Source organism: Streptomyces africanus (genome assembly GCF_002150735.1).
GTDB lineage: Bacteria > Actinomycetota > Actinomycetes > Streptomycetales > Streptomycetaceae > Streptomyces > Streptomyces africanus.
Genome location: NZ_MUKA01000002.1, coordinates 13,888 through 28,307, shown reverse-complemented (window position 1 = coordinate 28,307; position 14,420 = coordinate 13,888). Strand labels below are relative to the sequence as shown.

Genomic DNA, 14,420 nt, shown 5'->3' with positions numbered 1-14,420 from the left:
CCCAACACGGAGCCGCCCGCTCCGTAAACCCGTCATCACGGCAGGTGCGCCGCCGGTAGTGCTCGGCAGAAGGTGGTGCTTTGCTGGGGTAGGGGCGGATACGCCACGAGAGGAGCGATCACGATGGACGAGGAGCGACCGCACCCCCACTCCGTCTCGGTGGAGATCAGCGGGTGCAGCAAGCAGGACGCCCGGATCGTGTTCGACACGCTGTGCGCCTGCTTCGAGTCCGACCGGTGCGCCGACGACGTACCCGAGGATCTGCACGTGACCCGCCCGACCGTGTGGCTCGGCACGTTCGACGTCGCCGACACGCACGAGGGGGCGCGACCGGCCCGGCTGTCGTCCTCCGTCGACGCCGACCTGCACGGCGGTTACTGGGCGATCGAGCAGTTCCGCATGAGGCTGGACTCGCTGTTCGACGTGCGGGACCTCAGCACGGTCTCCGGCGACCAGGAGACGGAACTGCACGTGCGTCTCGAAAGCCGGTGACCGCCCTTCACCCTTCCGGCAGGCCGAGGACGGCCTGCCGTTAGGCGTGCGCGCCCTGGAGCCCCTGGTCATGGGCCCACTGTGCCCTCCATCACCTTGTGCAACTAGTTGCATAAACCGTCCGCGGTCCTCTACAACTACAGACACGACACCGCGCACGGAGGGCCCGATGAGCCGTTACCCGCACCTGCTGACCCCCCTCGACCTGGGCTTCACGACCCTGCCCAACCGGGTCCTCATGGGCTCCATGCACGTCGGTCTGGAGGAGGCCGAGGGCGGGTTCGCCCGCATGGCCGCCTTCTACGCCGCCCGTGCCCGCGGCGGAGTGGGCCTGATCGTCACCGGCGGCATCGCACCCAACGACGAGGGACGCCCCTACGAGGGCGGCGCGAAGCTCACCACCGAGGCGGAGGCCGAGCAGCACCGGGTCATCACCGACGCCGTGCACCGCGAGGGCGGGCGGATCGCGATGCAGATCCTGCACTTCGGCCGCTACGCCTACCACCGGGACCTGGTCGCGCCCAGCCCGCTCCAGGCCCCGATCAGCCCCCACACGCCCCGCGAGCTCACCGACGCCGACATCGAGCGGACCATCGACGACTACGCCCGCACCGCCCGCCTCGCCCGGCAGGCCGGTTACGACGGGGTCGAGATCATGGGCTCCGAGGGCTACCTCATCAACGAGTTCATCGCACGGCAGACCAACCAGCGCACCGACCGCTGGGGCGGCTCGTACGAGAACCGCACGCGCTTCCCCCTGGAGATCGTGCGCCGGGTGCGCGAGGCGGTCGGCGAGGACTTCATCGTCGTCTACCGGCTGTCCATGCTCGACCTCGTCCCGGGCGGCTCCACGCTCGACGAGGTGATCACCCTCGCCAAGGCCGTCGAGGCCGCCGGCGCCACCATCATCAACACGGGCATCGGCTGGCACGAGGCCCGCATCCCCACCATCGCGACCTCCGTGCCGCGCGGCGCCTACACCTGGGTGACCAAGCGGCTGATGGGCGAGGTGTCCGTCCCGCTCGTCACCACCAACCGCATCAACACCCCCGAACTCGCCGAGGAGTTGCTCGCCGAGGGCGCGGCCGACATGGTGTCGATGGCCCGCCCGATGCTCGCCGACCCGGACTTCGTCATCAAGGCCGCCGCCGGCCGGCCCGAGGCGATCAACACCTGCATCGGCTGCAACCAGGCCTGCCTCGACCACACCTTCAGCGGCCTCATCACCTCCTGCCTGGTCAACCCGCGCGCCTGCCACGAGACCGAACTGGTGCTCTCGCCGACCCGGCTGCGCAAGCGCGTCGCGGTCGTCGGAGCCGGTCCGGCGGGACTGGCGTGCGCGGTCTCCACCGCCGAACGCGGGCACGAGGTGACGCTGTTCGACGCGGCGAGCGAGATCGGCGGCCAGCTCAACGTCGCCCGCAAGGTCCCCGGCAAGCAGGAGTTCGACGAGACACTCCGCTACTTCCGCACCCAGCTCGACTGGCACGGCGTCGGCATACGGCTGAACACCCCCGTCACGGCCGGCGACCTCGACGACTTCGACGAGGTCGTCGTCGCCACCGGCGTCACCCCGCGCACCCCCGACATCCCCGGCGTCGACCACCCGAGCGTCCTCGGCTACCTCGACGTCCTGCGCGACGGCGCCCCCGTCGGCGACCGGGTCGCGATCCTCGGCGCGGGCGGCATCGGCTTCGACGTCGCCGAGTACCTCACGGACGGCGGCGACAAGGCGCACGAGGACCCGCGGACGTACTTCCGCCAGTGGGGTGTCGACCTGGACTACCGCGCCCCCGGCGGCCTCGCCGCGCCCGAGCGGCCCGCCCCGCCGCGCACCGTCCACCTGCTCCAGCGCAAGACCTCCAAGGTCGGCGCCGGCCTCGGCAAGACCACCGGCTGGATCCACCGCACCGAACTCAAGCACCGCGGTGTCACCATGGTCCCGGGCGTGCGCTACGACCGGATCGACGACGCCGGACTGCACATCACCGTCGGCGAGGAGAGCACGGTCCTGGAGGTCGACACGATCGTGCTGTGCACGGGCCAGGAGCCGCGCCGCGGACTGTACGAGGAACTGATCGCGGCCGGGCGCAGCGCCCACCTCATCGGCGGCGCCGACGTGGCCGCGGAACTGGACGCCAAGCGCGCCATCAAGCAGGGCACCGAGCTGGCGGCCGCCCTGTAGTGCGGATACGCGTCCCTAGGATGAGGCCATGTCACTCCCGCACGCGATCCTCACCGCCCTGCTCGAGAAGCCGTCGTCCGGGCTGGAGCTGACCCGACGGTTCGACCGGTCGATCGGGTACTTCTGGTCCGCGACGCACCAGCAGATCTATCGCGAGCTGGGAAAGCTGGAGGCCGACGGCCTGATCCGGGCCCTGCCCGCCGAGCAGCCGACGCGCGGGCAGAAGAAGAGCTACGAGGTCCTGCCGGCGGGCCGTGCCGAACTGGCCCGCTGGACGGCCGCCTCGCAGGACCCCAAGCCGCACCGCGACGCGCTGCTGCTGCGGCTGAGGGCGGCGGCCGTGGTCGGCACCGCGGGCCTGGAGGCCGACCTGCGGCGCCACCTGGAGCTGCACGAACGGCAGCTGGCGGAGTATCAGGAGATCGACAGGCGCGACTTCCCGCCCGGGCGGGACACCACCGAGGACCGGCTGCGGCATCTGGTGCTCCAGGCCGGCATCGACCTGGAGACGTTCTGGACTCAGTGGCTGCGGCGCGCCCTGGCGGACGTCGCCGCTCTCCCGGACGACGAGCCGGCCCGCCCGGCCTGAACCGGGATGGGCCGGCGGCCCGCCCGACCGGAGCGCTTCGGCAGGGCGGGCCGCCGTTCGTACCGGATCAGAGCCGGTACGGCCTGTTGCGCCGGCGCAGGTACCAGCCCGTCGCGAGGAGGCCGATCCCGACCAGCGTGCCGCCCGCGACGAGCGTGACGGTGCCGTAGTCCCTGGCCGTCCCGCCGGCCCCGCCCATGACACCGCGGGACGGCGAGGCCGACGGGGACGGCGACCTCGTGGGGGACGGAGCGGGGGTCACGACGACCGACTGCGTGCCGGCGGTGGTGCCGTCCGAGCAGATGACGATGACGGTGAACGTCCCCGCGGAGACGTTCGACCAGGCGGCGGACTGACTGGTCGACGTCCCCGAGAGGGTCACCTGGCGGCCCTGGGCGAAGCTGCCCTGACTGCTGGTGAGGAGTGAGGCGGTGCCCCAGCTGCCGTTGATCTGGGTGCACGCGCTGGTCGTGACCGAGACCGTGGAACCCGTGGTGCTCACGGAGATGCCAGGGCCGGCGGCAGCGGGCACCGCGGCCAGGGCGAGGGGCAGCGCGGCAGCGGCTGCCACGGTCAGGCCGGAGCGGAGAAGCGGCGATGAGTTGCGCATGTGGACTGCCCTCCGGCGGCACGGTTGGCGGTACATCCCTTGCGCCGCCGAGGGGTCGGGGAACGCCCGTGCTGCCTCAGGGTCAGCCAAGGCGCCCCCGGCCCCGGCCGCACGCGGGGCGCCCCCATGCAGGTGACGGGTTCCCACGGCCGGACCATGCCGGCGAGCGCGTCAGCGCCCCGCCCCCGTCGTCACCGTCCGCTCCGTCGAGAACCCTCCCCAGGTGCCGTCCGGCAGCACCGCCCGGACCCGGACCCGGTGACTGACACCGGCGTCCCGTCCCGCGTAGAAGCTGTACGCGGCCCGGTCGCGCGGTGCGTCCCCGCCGTACACCACTGAGGTGGCGGGCCGGCCGTCCAGCTGGATCTGGTACTCGGCGACGTCGCCGTCCACGCGCGGCGGCACCCAGCTCAGGTCGATGTAGTACGCCCCGTCCGCGCGGTGGCTTCTCGCCCGGAAGCCGGTGGGGGCCGTCGCACGGCCGTCGTCCGTGCCTGGCGTGGTGACGCGGACGGCCGGAGCGGCGGGGGAGACGTTCCCGGCCGCGTCCCTGGCCCGGACGGTGAAGGAGTAGGCCGTGCCGGGCCGCAGCCCCGTGACCACGGCGGCCGTCTGTGACCCGCTCACGCTGTGGATCTTCGCGTCCCCCTGGTGGATGTCGTACGACGCCACGCCCCGATCGTCCGTCGAGGCGGACCAGGACAGCTGGACTGCCCGGTCGCCGACCGCCCGGCCGTGCGGCGCCGACGGGCGGGTGGGTGCGGAGCGGTCGTCAGCGACGGCCGCGGGTGTCCTCGCCCGGACCTCCCGGCTGCTCGGTCCCGGCCGACCCTCGGCGTCCCGGGCCCGCACGGTGAAGACATACAGGGTGGAGGGCCGAAGCCTGGTGACGTCCACCATGTGCTTCGAGCCCGGCACTTCCCTGACCTTCGTGGTGCCGCGATACACCTCGTAGGCCTCGGCCCGGGCGGTCGTGTTCCACATGACGTGCACGCTCGTCGCCGTGCCCGCTGTCGCGGTGACGCCTGTCGGCGCGCCGGGCGGAGAGCCGCCGTCCCCTTCGCCCGTGCCGGTCCGGCCGCAGGAGGCGACCGGGACGAGGGCCGCGCACAGCGCGAGGCGGAGGAGGTGGGAGGGGCGGAAGGAAAGGCCTCGCACGACACTGCCTCCCGGGGCCGGCACGCGGGAATGGTCCGGACCAATATGGCGCGGCTGGCGTGGCCACATCAAGAGGGCGGGTGCGGGGAGCCCTCTGTGGGGGCGTCACCTCCCGCCGTTCGTGACCACCCGGGAGAGTTACGTATGCTGAAGGTCCTTACGGCCGAACTCCTGGCGGACACCGGGCAGTTCGGGCCTGTCGCGCGGACCGCTGTCGTCGCAGATCCCGCGCCGGCGCGGGTGGCCGGGCCGGCCCGAGTTCTTACAGGGACTCAGGCCCCCGGCCCCTGTCGGAGGTTGGGGCCATGCACCGTCCGGCCCCCAGCGGTGGCCGGATGATCGCCCCGGGGTCAGATTGACTGAGTGCCCGTCAGGTTCCCTCCGAGAGGCTTCACTATCGTGCGTGTCCAGTCGCTCACCCTGGCCGCGGCCAGCGCCGCTCTGCTCGCCCCGACGACACCCGCCGCCGTTCCGCCCCGGCCGGTGGCGTGGCGCGAGGCCCCCGTCAGCGCCGCCGACCTGCTGGCCAAGGTGCGGGACTGCACTCCGGTCTCCCGCGGCCGGTACCGCAGCGACAGCGGTGCTCCCGCGGACATCCCGGTCTGCGACACCCGGGAGGCCGTGTTCTGGAAGGCCGACATGGACATCGACTGCGACGGCCGTCCAGGACCCCGCTGCAACCGCCGCACGGACCCCCACTTCTCCGGCAGCACCGCCTACGTGCAGTCCGACGGCCGCCCCCTGAGCGCCGAACGCCTCCCCTTCATCGTCGTGCCCGCCCCGAGCCGCATCTGGGACCACCGGGAGCACGGCGTAGGCGGCGGTTCCGTCGTGGCCGTCGTCCACCGCGACCGTGTGCAGTACGCGGTCGTCGGGGACAAGGGCCCGCGGGACATCATCGGAGAGGCGTCCTACGCGACCGCCAAGGCCCTCGGTATCCGCGCCGACCCGCACGGCGGCGGCACACCGTCCGGCGTCACCTACATCGTCTTCAAGAACGCCCGCGTGTCGCCCATCGAGGACCGGGCGGAGGCCGAGGCGACGGGGGAGCGGCTGGCGAGGCGGTTCATCGGCCTTGAGCAGTTGACGGAGCGTCACGGAAAACCCGAGTGAACCGCCGGGCACGCCGTGCTCCGGCGCGCCCGGCCCGGTCTCACACCTTCCGGTACGTGTACGCCTCCGCGGCGGCCGACTCCACCGCCGCCAGGTCGGCCCCGGTGGCCGCCGTGACGACCGCGGCGACGGCTCCCTCCACGAACGGAGCGTCCACCAGCCGTGTCTGCTCCGGGAGTTCGTCACCCTCCGCGAGCAGCGCCTTCACGGTCAGCACCGCACTGCCCAGATCGGTCAGCACGGCGACGCCGGCACCCCGGTCGACGGACGCGGCCGCCGCGGCGATCAGTTCGGCGCTGGTGCCGAGCCCGCCGCTCTCGGTCCCGCCCGCCGGGGCGACGGGCACCGCCGGGCCGCCGCCCGCGAGCCCCTTCGCCAGCTCGGCGACCGACGCGGCCACCTCCGCGCTGTGCGACACCAGCACGATTCCCACGAGCCGCTCGTCACTCACCGGCGGCCTCCGCGAGTCCGGCGACGAGCAGCGCCGCCGAGGTGGCACCCGGGTCCTGGTGCCCGATGCTGCGCTCGCCCAGATAGCTCGCCCGGCCCTTGCGCGCCTGCAAGGGCGTCGTCGCCACGGCACCCTCCTCCGCGGCGGTCCGGGCCGCCGTGAACGAGTCGCCCAGCGCGTCCACCGCGGGCACCAGGGCGTCGATCATGGTCTTGTCGCCCGGCGCGGCACCGCCCAGCGTCCTGACCGCGTCCACCCCGGCCCGCAGCGCCTCGGCCAGCTGCTCCGGGCTGACCTCGGCGGCGTCCCCGAGCGCCTTGCCGGTACGGCGCAGCAGCGTGCCGTACAGCGGCCCCGAGGCACCGCCGACCGTCGAGATCAGCTGGCGCCCGGCCAGCGTCAGGACGCCGCCGGGCGTGCCGGGAGCCTCCTTCTCCAGGGCCGCCGTCACGGCCGTGAAGCCGCGTTGGAGGTTGCTGCCGTGGTCGGCGTCCCCGATGGGCGAGTCGAGGGCGGTGAGCCGCTCCGCCTCCCGGTCGACGGACGCGGCGGTCGCCGTCATCCAACGGCGGAAGAAATGGGCGTCGAGCACTGGGTCTCCTTGCCTGGTAGGTACGTGGTGGTCCTCTACCCCTTCCGCGTCACATGCCCCAGCGCAGACCCGGCGTCTTCACCGGCGCGTCCCACAGCCGCAGCATGTCCTCGTCGGCCTGGCACAGGGTGAGGGAGGCGCCCGCCATGTCCAGGGAGGTGACGTAGTTGCCCACGAGCACGCGGGCGACGGGAACCCCGCGGGCGGCCAGCACGCGGTGCACCTCGGCGTTGAAGCCGTACAGCTCCAGCAGGGGCGTCGCCCCCATGCCGTTGACCAGGACCAGCACCGGATTGCGCGGCTTCAGGTCCTCCACCACCGCCTCGACAGCGGCCTCGGCGATCTCGCCGGAGGTCATCATCGCCCGCCGCTCCCGGCCGGGTTCGCCGTGGATGCCGATGCCCAACTCCAGCTCGCCCGGCGGCAGATCGAAGGTGGGGCTGCCCTTGGCCGGTGTGCTGCACGCGCTCAGCGCGACACCGAAACTGCGGGAGTTCTCGTTGACCTGCCGGGCGATGGCCTCCACCCGCTCCAGCGGCATGCCCTCGTCGGCGGCGGCGCCCGCGATCTTCTCCACGAACAGGGTCGCGCCGGTACCGCGCCGCCCGGCCGTGTAGAGGCTGTCGGTCACCGCCACATCGTCGTTGACCAGCACCTTCGCGACCTGAATGCCCTCGTCCTCGGCCAGCTCGGCGGCCATGTCGAAGTTGAGCACGTCACCGGTGTAGTTCTTCACGATGAACAGGACCCCGGCCCCGCTGTCCACGGCGGCGGCCGCGCGCAGCATCTGGTCGGGCACCGGGGAGGTGAACACCTCGCCCGGACAGGCGGCCGACAGCATGCCGGGCCCTACGAAACCCCCGTGCAGCGGCTCGTGCCCCGAGCCTCCGCCCGAGACCAGCCCCACTTTTCCGGCGACGGGAGCGTCCCGCCGCACGATCACCCGGTTCTCCACGTCCACGGTCAGCTCCGGGTGGGCGGCCGCCAGACCACGCAGCGCGTCCGCGACCACGGTCTCCGGGACGTTGATCAGCATCTTCACGGGTACCTCCTGGTGAGACTAGCCCTTGCGCCTCTGCCTTCATCCTCGCAGGCCCTCTCGGGCTTGACCAGTTGTCGATCTTGGCGGTTCGCGGCCGTCGGCAGCGGGCCGCGGCGGTACGGATCCTCACGCGACGCCGACCTGGATGACGGGCCGTCAGATACGAACGGTCCGCGGGACTCTTACGAGAGTCTGACGCGACCGCCGTTCCGCATCGGCCCACCCCTCCCTCTGGCCACTCTGGTCACGTCCGCGGTCGCGGACAGCGCCGCGCGGGCGGCGCGGAGAGACTGAGGAAACGGACGTGAACATGCACAGCAGCCGCAGGGGTCACCGGGCCAAGTCCAGGACACGGCGCATCCTGTTCGGCGGCGGAGCCCTCGCCGTCGCCGCGGCGGCCACGGTGGCCGTCTCGCTGGCCTCGGCCGGCCAGAACTCCCGTACCGCTGCCGGGGCCGACCACGCCGTCTTCGTCCAGGGCAACGAGTTGGACGGCAACACCATCCACGTGTTCGCGCGCGGTGACGACGGCACGCTGCGACCCGCGGCGACCTACGGGACCGGCGGCAGGGGCGGTGACCAGGTCGACGCCCCCACCGACTCGCTGGCCTCGCAGGGCTCGCTCGTCTACGACGACGCCTCGGGGATGCTGCTGGCGGTCAACGCGGGCAGCGGCACGGTGACGTCGTTCCGTGTCGAGGGACAGCGGCTCAAGGACCGGCACGTCGTCCGATCCGGCGGGGATTTCCCCGCCGGTATCGCCGTGCACGGCGACGTCGCGTACGTCATGAACGCGGGCGGCGAGGGCAGCGTGCAGGGCTTCAGGATCACCGGTGAGGGGCTCAGGCCGCTGAAGGGGTCGCACCGTTCGCTGGGCCTGGACAACGAGGCGACTCCGCGCTTCGACACCTCGCCGGGCGAGGTCGAGTTCACCCCGGACGGACGCAACCTGGTCGTCACCACGAAGGGCAACAACACCGTCGAGGTCTTCCCGATGCGGCGCGACGGTCTGCCGGCCGTCGCGGAGCCCGTCGTCAACGACTCCGCGGGCGGTGTTCCGTTCGCGATCAGCTTCGACCGGAGCGGGAAGCGGATGCTGGTCGCGGAGGCGGAGAAGTCCACGGTCACCTCGTACCGGGTGAAGCGCGACGGAAAGCTGAAGGTGCTCCAAGAGCCCCTCCCGAGCGGCCAGGAGACCCTGTGCTGGCTGGAGCGCGCGGGCGACTACTTCTACGGCGGCAACACCGGCAACTCCACCGTCACCGGCTACCGCATGGACCAGCACGGCACACTGAGCCTGACCAACGAGGTGGGCATCGCCACCCCGCCCTCCGCCAGGTCGCAGGGCGTGATCGACCTCGCGGTGACGGACGACGAGAGGTTCGTCTACGTCCAGAACGCCGTCTCGGGCACCGTCGACGGCTTCCGCGTCGAGGCGAACGGCGCCCTCACCAAGGTCACCACGGCCGAGGGCCTGCCCGCCTTCGGCGAGTCCGGCATGGAGGGCATCGCCGCGGTCTGACGGGCCGCGGGGAGTCAGGACATGCTGCTTTCCGCGCCGATCAGGTCGGTGACGGCCCGTATGCCCCCCTCGGCGAGAGCGGCGCGCTGTCTGTCCGCTCCGGTCCCGTTCTGCAGGAGCCGGTGGACCAGGGCCGTCACCTGCCGGGTCGCGCCGGACGCCTCGAGGGCCGGAGCGACGTGCCGCAGCAGCTGGTACAGCACGTCCCCGGCGCGGCGCGGCCGGCCGCCCGGGCAGATCAAGGTGTCGCTCAGACCGTGGCGGGCGGCATGCCACAGAGCGATCTGGAGAAGCTCCGGTTCGCAGTCGGGCAGCGGCGCCCCGGCGGCCGTTTCCCTGATGGCCGTGTCCACGAGAGCGTGGGTCATGCCGGCGAGCATGACCGCGTCGTCCGCGCGCAGTTGAACGTCCAGACAGCGCACCTCGACGGTGGGGTACCGGGCCGACAGGCGGGCCTGCCAGTACAGCTGCCCGATGTCCGAGATCACACCGGTCTCCAGCAGTCGCGTCACGCGCCGGTCGTAGTCGGCCACGTCACGGAAGAACGGGGGCGCTCCGCTGACCGGCCAGCGGCCGAAGATCACGGTGCGCCAGCTGGCGAAGCCGGTGTCGTGGCCGTCCCAGAGCGGGGAGTTCGCCGACATGGCCGTCAGGGTCGGCAGCCAGACCCGGAGCCGGTTCAGGACCTGCACCCCGGTCTCCCGGTCGGGCACGGCCACGTGCACGTGCATGCCGTTGACCAGCTGCTCCGCCACCAGCTGGGGCGCCTGGGTGAGCATGGCCCGGTAGCGGGCCTGGTCGGTGACGGCCACCGGGTGACGATGGCGCAGCGGGGGCGTTCCACAGGCCGCGATCCGGCAGCCGTGCTCTTCGGCCGCCGCCCCGATGGCGTGCCGCAGCCGCAGCAGATGTCCCCCTGCCTCCTCCAGCGTGCCGCACACCGGCGTGGCCACCTCGACCTGCGCCTGGAGCAGCTCGCACTGCACCTCCTGGTCGGCCACGAGATGCGCCAGACCCGCCGCCGCACGCACCTTGTCGGCCAGGGGTACCGGCAGCCCGGTCACCGGGTCGAGGAGCAGGTACTCCTCTTCCACACCGATCGTCGTCATCGGTCACCCTCTGTTCTGCCCCGTCGCCGGGGCCGGCTCGCGCGGCGTCGGCCGGACGCTGTCGCCTCGACGCTCGCGCGTGCCCCGAGTGCCGCGGCCACGGCAGGACAAACCATGGCAAAGCGGGATGCTGGGGGGACTCGGCGGTGCCGGGTACTCGTCCCGCTGCGGAGCCGGGCACGAAGCGCCGGCTCGGGCGGACGTGAGGAGGTACGGGATGGGTCTGCGCAATCACGTGGTGGTGGTGACCGGAGCGTCCAGCGGGATCGGACGCGCCACGGCCGAGGCATTCGCACGCAAGGGGTGTGCCGTGGTGCTGGCCGCGCGACGCGAGGAGGCGCTTGAGGCGGCGGCCCGCGCGTGCGCGAAGCACCGCGGGGCACGGACACTGGTCGTGCCGACCGACACGACGGACGCCAAGGCGGTGGAGGACCTGGCGCGGCGTGCCGTGGAGGAGTTCGGCCGCATCGACGTCTGGGTCAACAACGCGGCCGTCAACGCCTTCGGTCGCTTCGAGGACGTACCTCTTGAGGACTTCCGCAAGGTCCTGGACGTCAACATCATGGGCTACGTGCACGGGGCCCGGTCGGCTCTGCGGGTGATGCGGGAGCAGGGCACGGGCACGCTGATCAACATCGCGTCCATCGTGGGTGCCGTGGCGCAGCCCTACAGCCACCCGTACGGCATGTCCAAGCACGCCGTCCGCGGGCTCGGCTCCAGCCTTCGGCAGCAGCTCCGGGTGGAGGGTGTGCAGGGCATCGAGGTGTGCACGGTGCTGCCCGCGACCATCGACACGCCGCATTTCCAGCAGGCGGCCAACTACACCGGGCGCAAGGTCGTGGCCATGCCGCCCGTGTACAGCCCCGAGCGCGTCGCCCGGGCCGTCGTGCGACTCGCCGGCCGGCCGCGTCGCGAAGTGGTGGTCGGCCCCGCGGGCCGCGCACTGGTACGCCAGGCCCGGGTGGCACCCGGACTCGCGGAGCGTGCCATGGCTCGGCAGACGGACAAAACCCACCTGTCCCACGACGAGGAGGCCCCGGCCACGCACGGAACGCTGCACGTACCGGCCGAGGGGGAGGGGTCGGTGCACGGCGGCTGGGGCGGCCGACGGCGCACCGCACTGCGCAGGACGGCCGTCGCCGCAGCGCTGGCGGGCGCGGCCGTGGCCGCCGGGCGGCGTGCGACGCACGGCGCGATGTAGTCGGCTGGAGCTGCGGGCAGTCGTGCCGCTGGGACGGACGTGCTGCGAGGTGCGGGTGGGTGTGCCCGGGTGCGCTCGGACGTTCTCCGGCCAGAGCTGCGGGCAGTCGTGCCGCTGGGGGCGGCACGGGTGGGCGCAGCGGCACCTCGCAGCGCCGCGTTGCGCGCCCACCCGGCGGATCGCGCGGCGTGGCCGTTCTCAGCCGTCTCGTCCCGGGCCGGCCCCGGTCGTCCTCAGGACGCCGTCCTCGCCATGCCGTCCGCCCGGGCCCCGGCCGAAGGCGCCGGAGCGCGGACGGATTCGACGACGAACCCGCTGCGCACACGGGCCGGAACGCGGGTCAGCGGGATGCGCAGGTCCTGGTCGGGCACGTCGTACTCCAGCCGGGCCAGCCGTGGTCCGAGGCCCCGCAGCAGGGCGACCGTGACGTCCTCACCAGGGCAGCGGTGACCGGCGGCGCGGTCGCCACCGCCCTGGGGGATCAGTTCGTCGCGCCCGGGCGGCCGGTCGAGGAAGCGCTGCGGTGCGAAGGTGTACGGATCGTCCCAGAGGGCGGGATCGTGGTTCTGCCCGTACAGGTCAAGCAGGACCAGCGTGCCGGACGGAATCGGTTCTCCCCGCCACTCCAGGTCGGTGACGGCCCGGCCGCCGACGAAGGGCGCGAAGGGGTAGAAGCGGCGCAGCTCGTGGGCGAACGCCACGGCGTAGGCGGGGTCGTCCTGCCCCAGTCGTTCCCGGAGGCCGGGCCGCAGACGCAGCGCGTGACCGGCGTAGGCGACGAACCAGGACACGGCGACGGTCGGGCGGATGACATTGAGCAGCTCGACCGCGGCGGTGTGCGCGTCGAGGAGCCGGCCGTCGGCGTCCCGGTGCCGGGCCACCACGTCCAGCGCCGACTCGGCCGGCGCGGTGACGGACCCCGAGCGCACGTCCTCGACCAGGCGCCCCAGCCACGCCTCACTGCGGGCGCGGGCGCGCCGGGCCCGCCAGTGGCGCGGCCCCGGCGTGGCGAAACCGTCGACCATGGCGATCAGGTCCCGCGCCACCGGGTCGGCGTCCGCGAGGGGGATTCCGGCCCACCGGCACACGCCCCGGGTGAGCACGCGGCTCGTTTCGTCGAACAGCACGACCCGGCGGCCGGACCAGGACCCCACCGCCTCGTCCCACACCGCGGTGACGTGGTCCACCAGCCCGGCGACCGCCTCCGCCCCGGTGAGCAGGGACAGGAACATCTCCTTGCGTACGCGGTGGTCCCGCCCGTCCAGCGTGTGCACGGCTCCGTGCCCGAACAGCGTGCTCAGCACCGGGCCGGGCAGAGCGGTCCTGCGCTCCACATGCCGCTCGTCGTAGAAGAACCGCACCGCCTCCAGCCCGTACAGGGCGACGGCGTGCCGTCCCATCAGCCGGGTGCGCACGAGCGGAGCGGTGGTGCGGCGCCTTCGGTCGGGCAGCCAGGTGTACCCCTTGGCCAGGAGGGCGAGAGAGCTGTCGGCGATCGGTGGACGACGACTCTGATTCATGGCGCGGCGAGTGCCCGTCGGCCCCGGCGGGAAACGCCGCCCCGCTCCTTCGGCAGGTTCACGTCTGTGCCTGTACGGCGGTCACGGCCTCGGGTTGGTGCGCTGCCACCGGGGGCGTGCGTCCTGGCCACGCCGCCCGGCGACCGAGGCGCAGCGCGGGCACTGGCGCCGTACCCGGTCCGCCGCACCGCCGGACTCCGGGAAGGTGTCCAGCCAGGTGACATGAGGGAAGCGGGCCAGCCGGGAGCGGCTGAGGGACAGTCCGCAGACGGTCTGGTTCAGCCCCGGCTCCCAGGCGTGCACCTCCCCGGACGGCAGGCGGCGCCGGCCCTCCTCCTCGTCGGTCCACTGCCCGGACGCCGCGACGGCGTACTGCTTGACGCGTGCCATGGTGCGGCCCCGGATCAGCCGGCCGCGTGGTCGACGCGCAGCCGCACCTGTTCCTCCAGGCGCCGAAGGCTGCTGTCCAGGGCGTCGCGGACCGTCGTCTCGCCGGGGTCGTGGCTGCCGTCGAAGAACGACAGGTGCACCGTCACCTCACTGGCCCCGCCGTCGATCCCGGCGACCTGGAGCCAGCCCGTGTAGCTGCCCTGGTCGCGGGTGCCCCATTCGAGCCGCATCTGGTCGCGCTGGGCACGCAGCAGGGCGGAGGTGTCCTCGTCCGTGCGGTCCTCGTGCACGGTGACGGCGGGCAGCTCCTCGGCCTCGACGTGCAGGGCCGCCGGCAGCCAGCTGTCCAACTGGCCGATGTTCGCGGCCTGGTCGAAGACCTGCTCGGGCTGTGCGGGCATCGTGCGTGAACGTTCGTACTCGGTCATCGCGGCACCGGCCTCGCT

At 72.9% G+C, this 14,420-nt stretch carries 15 protein-coding genes; 6 read left to right on the top strand and 9 right to left on the bottom strand.

Annotation, left to right across the window (positions count from 1 at the left end):
- Positions 1–123: 123 nt before the first annotated feature.
- The 3 genes from CCL05_RS00635 to CCL05_RS00625 all read left to right on the top strand — a co-directional run bounded on the left by CCL05_RS00635 (position 124) and on the right by CCL05_RS00625 (position 3,266).
- Positions 124–492 (top strand): hypothetical protein, encoded by a 369-nt coding sequence (locus CCL05_RS00635; RefSeq protein WP_086558474.1) that lies wholly within the window; start codon positions 124–126, stop codon positions 490–492.
- Between the two features lie 169 nt (positions 493–661).
- Positions 662–2,677, top strand: a complete 2,016-nt coding sequence (locus CCL05_RS00630; RefSeq protein WP_086558473.1) for an NADPH-dependent 2,4-dienoyl-CoA reductase — start codon at positions 662–664, stop codon at positions 2,675–2,677.
- 28 nt (positions 2,678–2,705) lie between these two features.
- Positions 2,706–3,266 carry a PadR family transcriptional regulator gene (locus CCL05_RS00625; RefSeq protein WP_086558472.1) on the top strand — a complete coding sequence of 187 codons (561 nt, stop codon included), beginning with the start codon at positions 2,706–2,708 and terminating at the stop codon, positions 3,264–3,266.
- A 67-nt stretch (positions 3,267–3,333) separates the two neighbouring features.
- Here CCL05_RS00625 and CCL05_RS00620 read toward each other — a convergent pair whose 3' ends face one another.
- Both CCL05_RS00620 and CCL05_RS00615 read right to left on the bottom strand, forming a co-directional pair.
- Complete coding sequence (locus CCL05_RS00620) at positions 3,334–3,876, bottom strand: hypothetical protein (RefSeq protein WP_086558471.1); 543 nt, start codon at positions 3,874–3,876, stop codon at positions 3,334–3,336.
- A gap of 171 nt (positions 3,877–4,047) precedes the next feature.
- Positions 4,048–5,034, bottom strand: coding sequence for a fibronectin type III domain-containing protein (locus CCL05_RS00615; protein WP_244204108.1), 987 nt, complete (start codon positions 5,032–5,034; stop codon positions 4,048–4,050).
- A gap of 399 nt (positions 5,035–5,433) precedes the next feature.
- On the opposite strand from CCL05_RS00615, the gene CCL05_RS00610 reads away from it, so the two are divergent.
- Entirely contained in the window at positions 5,434–6,147 is a 714-nt protein-coding gene (locus tag CCL05_RS00610) for a glycoside hydrolase family 75 protein (protein ID WP_086558470.1), read from the top strand.
- Between the two features lie 40 nt (positions 6,148–6,187).
- Here the strand turns inward: CCL05_RS00610 and CCL05_RS00605 are convergent, their stop codons facing one another.
- The 3 genes from CCL05_RS00605 to dhaK are packed head-to-tail and all read right to left on the bottom strand — an operon-like array spanning position 6,188 to position 8,232.
- Positions 6,188–6,598, bottom strand: a complete 411-nt coding sequence (locus tag CCL05_RS00605) for a PTS-dependent dihydroxyacetone kinase phosphotransferase subunit DhaM (RefSeq protein ID WP_086558469.1) — start codon at positions 6,596–6,598, stop codon at positions 6,188–6,190.
- Positions 6,591–7,190, bottom strand: coding sequence for a dihydroxyacetone kinase subunit DhaL (gene dhaL, locus CCL05_RS00600; RefSeq protein ID WP_086558468.1), 600 nt, complete (start codon positions 7,188–7,190; stop codon positions 6,591–6,593). The genes CCL05_RS00605 and dhaL overlap by 8 nt, the downstream gene beginning before the upstream one ends.
- 49 nt (positions 7,191–7,239) lie before the next feature.
- Entirely contained in the window at positions 7,240–8,232 is a 993-nt protein-coding gene (dhaK, locus tag CCL05_RS00595) for a dihydroxyacetone kinase subunit DhaK (RefSeq protein WP_086558467.1), read from the bottom strand.
- 310 nt (positions 8,233–8,542) lie between these two features.
- Here dhaK and CCL05_RS00590 point away from each other — a divergent pair, with 310 nt between their 5' ends.
- Complete coding sequence (locus CCL05_RS00590) at positions 8,543–9,754, top strand: lactonase family protein (RefSeq protein ID WP_086558513.1); 1,212 nt, start codon at positions 8,543–8,545, stop codon at positions 9,752–9,754.
- 14 nt (positions 9,755–9,768) lie between these two features.
- Here the strand turns inward: CCL05_RS00590 and CCL05_RS00585 are convergent, their stop codons facing one another.
- On the bottom strand, positions 9,769–10,863 hold the full coding sequence (locus CCL05_RS00585; protein ID WP_086558466.1) for a carboxylate-amine ligase: 1,095 nt from the start codon (positions 10,861–10,863) through the stop codon (positions 9,769–9,771).
- Between the two features lie 217 nt (positions 10,864–11,080).
- Here CCL05_RS00585 and CCL05_RS00580 point away from each other — a divergent pair, with 217 nt between their 5' ends.
- A complete protein-coding gene (locus CCL05_RS00580) occupies positions 11,081–12,064 on the top strand; it encodes an SDR family oxidoreductase (protein WP_086558465.1) in 984 nt (327 codons plus the stop codon).
- A gap of 233 nt (positions 12,065–12,297) precedes the next feature.
- Here the strand turns inward: CCL05_RS00580 and CCL05_RS00575 are convergent, their stop codons facing one another.
- The 3 genes from CCL05_RS00575 to CCL05_RS00565 all read right to left on the bottom strand — a co-directional run bounded on the left by CCL05_RS00575 (position 12,298) and on the right by CCL05_RS00565 (position 14,402).
- Positions 12,298–13,584 carry a cytochrome P450 gene (locus CCL05_RS00575; protein WP_086558464.1) on the bottom strand — a complete coding sequence of 429 codons (1,287 nt, stop codon included), beginning with the start codon at positions 13,582–13,584 and terminating at the stop codon, positions 12,298–12,300.
- A gap of 81 nt (positions 13,585–13,665) precedes the next feature.
- Entirely contained in the window at positions 13,666–13,974 is a 309-nt protein-coding gene (locus CCL05_RS00570) for a hypothetical protein (RefSeq protein ID WP_086558463.1), read from the bottom strand.
- Positions 13,975–13,988: 14 nt separating this feature from the next.
- Positions 13,989–14,402, bottom strand: coding sequence for an SRPBCC family protein (locus tag CCL05_RS00565; RefSeq protein ID WP_086558462.1), 414 nt, complete (start codon positions 14,400–14,402; stop codon positions 13,989–13,991).
- Positions 14,403–14,420 lie beyond the last annotated feature (18 nt).

Excerpts from the sequence above, each read along its gene's own strand:
- CCL05_RS00635 (WP_086558474.1), top strand. The coding sequence starts at position 124 with ATGGACGAGGAGCGACCGCACCCCCACTCCGTCTCGGTGGAGATCAGC.
- CCL05_RS00630 (WP_086558473.1), top strand. The coding sequence starts at position 662 with ATGAGCCGTTACCCGCACCTGCTGACCCCCCTCGACCTGGGCTTCACG.
- CCL05_RS00625 (WP_086558472.1), top strand. The coding sequence starts at position 2,706 with ATGTCACTCCCGCACGCGATCCTCACCGCCCTGCTCGAGAAGCCGTCG.
- CCL05_RS00620 (WP_086558471.1), bottom strand. The coding sequence starts at position 3,876 with ATGCGCAACTCATCGCCGCTTCTCCGCTCCGGCCTGACCGTGGCAGCC.
- CCL05_RS00590 (WP_086558513.1), top strand. The coding sequence starts at position 8,543 with ATGCACAGCAGCCGCAGGGGTCACCGGGCCAAGTCCAGGACACGGCGC.
- CCL05_RS00585 (WP_086558466.1), bottom strand. The coding sequence starts at position 10,863 with ATGACGACGATCGGTGTGGAAGAGGAGTACCTGCTCCTCGACCCGGTG.
- CCL05_RS00580 (WP_086558465.1), top strand. The coding sequence starts at position 11,081 with ATGGGTCTGCGCAATCACGTGGTGGTGGTGACCGGAGCGTCCAGCGGG.
- CCL05_RS00575 (WP_086558464.1), bottom strand. The coding sequence starts at position 13,584 with ATGAATCAGAGTCGTCGTCCACCGATCGCCGACAGCTCTCTCGCCCTC.
- CCL05_RS00570 (WP_086558463.1), bottom strand. The coding sequence starts at position 13,974 with ATGGCACGCGTCAAGCAGTACGCCGTCGCGGCGTCCGGGCAGTGGACC.
- CCL05_RS00565 (WP_086558462.1), bottom strand. The coding sequence starts at position 14,402 with ATGACCGAGTACGAACGTTCACGCACGATGCCCGCACAGCCCGAGCAG.